Below are 547 nucleotides of genomic sequence, written 5' to 3' on the forward strand. Positions count from 1 at the left end.
GCTCACCAGCGCAACGCCATTTTGCCACGAGACAACGGTGGCCCATTCTTTGATCATTGTGCGGCCCTGAATTTAATGCTGTCAGCAATGCGTTTCGCCGTCTGCGGTGGCAGTTCACCCACAATCGTGATTTCGGCGTTATCCCGCAGCGTCGTACTCACGGTCCGGCGTCCGGTACGAAGCATTTGCTCGCTGCTGTTGGCAGACGCACGATTGATGTTCACAGAGAAGCTGAATAAGCCGTCAGAATAGAGACGCGACTCGACCGGCGTTTCAATGGTCGGAAGCTGACGGCGGCTACTGGATATCTCGCTGAAACCTTGTGGGATCCACGCTGGCACCCAGTTGAAATTCACCGTATCGCCCGCAGGCACTGACAGAAGCGTCGGAAGGCTCGCTTTCGCCAAATTCTGCATGCTGTTACCCACCTGACCATTCACCGTAAAGGAAATCACGCGGAACTGCTCCAGCGTTTCGCCGTCCCGATCGAGGAGATCGACGCGCATCGGCAGTTTGCTCTCCGCATCCATCCACACGATGTAGCTAT

Annotated in this window: 1 protein-coding gene; it reads right to left on the minus strand. The window is 55.9% G+C overall.

Annotation, left to right across the window (positions count from 1 at the left end; genetic code table 11):
- Window positions 1-53 precede the first annotated feature (53 nt).
- Window positions 54-547, minus strand: a 494-nt coding sequence (locus K5E19_RS23750; RefSeq protein WP_221553376.1) for a MucB/RseB C-terminal domain-containing protein, incomplete at its 5' end; no start/stop codon positions are given.

It is taken from the genome of Enterobacter sp. RIT637 (assembly GCF_019718755.1).
Taxonomy (GTDB): Bacteria; Pseudomonadota; Gammaproteobacteria; order Enterobacterales; family Enterobacteriaceae; genus Enterobacter.